The 2,751-nt window shown below is 35.6% G+C and carries 2 protein-coding genes and 1 pseudogene; 1 reads left to right on the top strand and 2 read right to left on the bottom strand.

What is annotated here, in order from left to right:
- Nucleotides 1-207: 207 nt before the first annotated feature.
- Nucleotides 208-2,115, bottom strand: coding sequence for an RNA-binding domain-containing protein (locus tag H280_RS0122695; RefSeq protein ID WP_020063381.1), 1,908 nt, complete (start codon nucleotides 2,113-2,115; stop codon nucleotides 208-210).
- Between the two features lie 183 nt (nucleotides 2,116-2,298).
- Here H280_RS0122695 and H280_RS0122690 point away from each other — a divergent pair, with 183 nt between their 5' ends.
- Complete coding sequence (locus tag H280_RS0122690) at nucleotides 2,299-2,616, top strand: hypothetical protein (protein WP_020063380.1); 318 nt, start codon at nucleotides 2,299-2,301, stop codon at nucleotides 2,614-2,616.
- A gap of 36 nt (nucleotides 2,617-2,652) precedes the next feature.
- On the opposite strand, the pseudogene H280_RS25525 reads toward H280_RS0122690, so the two are convergent.
- Nucleotides 2,653-2,751: pseudogene (locus H280_RS25525) on the bottom strand (SpoVR family protein); the annotation flags it as partial.

The following is a 2,751-nucleotide window of genomic DNA, read 5'->3' as shown; positions in this document are numbered from 1 at the left end:
TATCTTCACTACTTCTCATCTCTTTTCCCTCCTTACACATTCCCTTATGAAAGTGTATGAATAGAAACAAGCTTTCATGAGGATAAAAGAAACTCCTCGAAATAACTTTTTACTTAATACATCAAATATGAATTATTACAAAAAAGAAAGACGACCCCATAACAAAAAAAGGTACTGAAATCCATAAAGACTTCCGTACCTTTACTATTACATATCACACTTGCTTGTCTTATACGCTTGCTGCGGATGACTTACACTCTCTGGATAAAGCAATTCCAATGTCCCCGATTCTACCAGACGATTCATATACTCTTTTCTAAGAGTATCTACCGATCGATTTAATAAGCTCGCTAATTCCTTCAATGCCAACGGCTGAATACTGCATAATTCTAGAATAATCTGTTCCATCGCTTTTTTATTTAATCTCTTCTTTCTTCTTGCTTCCTCTGCAACGGCTAGCAGTTTTTCATCAGCATTCTCTTTTTTACCTTGTGATGTTTCTTCATTTTCATTAGAATTATCCCTAATGTCATGATCGTTACCCCCAGGGTCTTCTATGTTACCCCCAAGGTCATATTCGTTACCCCCAGGGTCTTTCGTATTACCCCCAAAGTTAATACTACTTGCTTGCTTATAAAATTTCTCAGATAACTCGTATTTTGTTCCTCTACCTTGTCCACTAGTTTGTAATAGCTGCTTTTCTACTAAACCGCTTAAAACTTTATTAATATCAGGTGAATGTTTATCCATCAATGTTTGTAATCGTTGGTTTGTTACTTTTTCTTCTTGATGTGCAGTAACAAGTGCCAATACTTCATCATTTGTTAACTCGTCATACACTGATTTTAAGACTGTCTGTAAAAACTGTATACTTTCATTTGGTAATAATGACTGTGTTGTTAAAGTTAATATAATACGTTCTGGCTGGTATTCCTCTACTAAATCAGGATGCTTCCAATGCTGCTCTTTCCATGCTAAGTGAATGTTCTCAATTCCTGATCCCGCTCGTTCACCTAACCCTAGTTGCATAAACATTTTAAAGACATTTGCATTTCTAGGATCACTTATCCCGCCTTGCCTAGCTTGTTCTATAGAAATTCTTAGTGTACCTGGATTTGAAAAACGGAAGAACGTTTTCTCTTTTTCAATCACAATGCCTCTATCACCGTAATAATCAGCATGTGCAAGGGTATTCACCAGAGCTTCACGCAATGCGGCATGAACACGAGTATCATCTGTTCGAAACAATCCTTCATTAAGTTGAAACGGGATATTCAAATCACTCGTTAAACGATGAATGACTTTAAAATAGAAGTCATATATATTCCCAGACCAAGTACCATCGGCAGACGTAATTCGATCATTCCAACGCTGCCCTGTAATTTCAGAAGTGATTTCTCGATACTCTAAAAAGTATTGTGGTAATAAATCTACAATACTTCTTTCTTCACCAAACATAACTAATCCAGCGAGTGTTAATCCATCTTGATTTGTTTCGCGATTTCGTCCCCAAGCACCGATGCGATATAAGAAATCGTTTAACTCTAAATCATTCCACGGATGATCTGGCTTTAATGAAGCAAAACGACGGCGATAGCTCTTTACCGATTCTAAGTTTAAATCATTGATACCGAAATTCAGAAGAACTCGATAATCTTGTGAATCTTGTTGGTCAGCAAGCATACGCTTTACTTCATCTGGCGGACACTTATAATCACCTTCATAATTTCTTCTATACGTTCCAACCATGGGATTATGTCCAATATAAATTGGACGTTGATTTCTTGAAGCACGAGGTACATAAATATATACAACTTGTTTCCCGTTTAGTGTCACAAGCTGTACATTTCGATTCGTTAAAATATTTTCACTAATGCGCTGTACATTGTTAATACCGTCCCAAAATTCTTTCGCTACTTTCGGAGCATCTATTTCAATCGGTGAAAATTCATACCCTTCTTGTTTAACACCTAATAAAATGATGCCACCATCTGTATTCGCAAACGCTGAATATGTTTCCCACACATCTTTTGGTAAACCACCCTTTGCAGCTTTACATTCAAGTTCGGCACTTTCTCCTTGTTCAAGAAGTTCTATTAAATTTTTTTCTTCCATAGGAATTATTGTCTCCTTTAAAGAGAGTCTCCATAAACATATGTATTTGACGTTTATTATAACAAACCTTCCAAAAAAACAAACATATTGTTCTCCAAACAAGAACATTCATTCGCAAAAAGCTGACAAAAGGAACGCACGTTCTATAAAATGGAGTTATCAAATAAAAGGAGGTTTATAAATATGTTTAAAATGAATACAACGGGGTTTAAAGAATTAGAAAAAAAATTAGCTTCATTACAAGAAGAGGAAGCTGTTCCATTTGAAGTCTTATTTGATGATACCTTCATGCAAAATTATACATCTTTCCAAAACATCCAAGAACTCCTAAAGAATAGTGGATTTACAATTTCATCAAATGAAGACTTTCAAAAAGTACCTGATCAAGAGTGGAATGAATATATTCAGAAGGTCACTGAATTTCCAAATTGGGAGGAAATGAAGCAAACAACAGGGGTTCAATATATGAAGAAAAAATTAAAGAAGTTAGGCTTTAACTAAGTTACATAACTGGGTTTTGTATTAAGCACCTTAGCAATATGAAGCCCAGCCTTCGTTCATGATTTTCGTTTCAAGCTGCGGCCAGAAATATAACATTTCCTCACGCATCATCGTTAAAATATCGCGCTGCCATTC

The sequence above is a fragment of the Bacillus sp. 123MFChir2 genome, from assembly GCF_000383235.1.
Classification (GTDB): domain Bacteria; phylum Bacillota; class Bacilli; order Bacillales; family Bacillaceae_G; genus Bacillus_A.
Note: the sequence above shows the minus strand (reverse complement) of the source record. Positions and strands in the feature narration are given on the sequence as shown.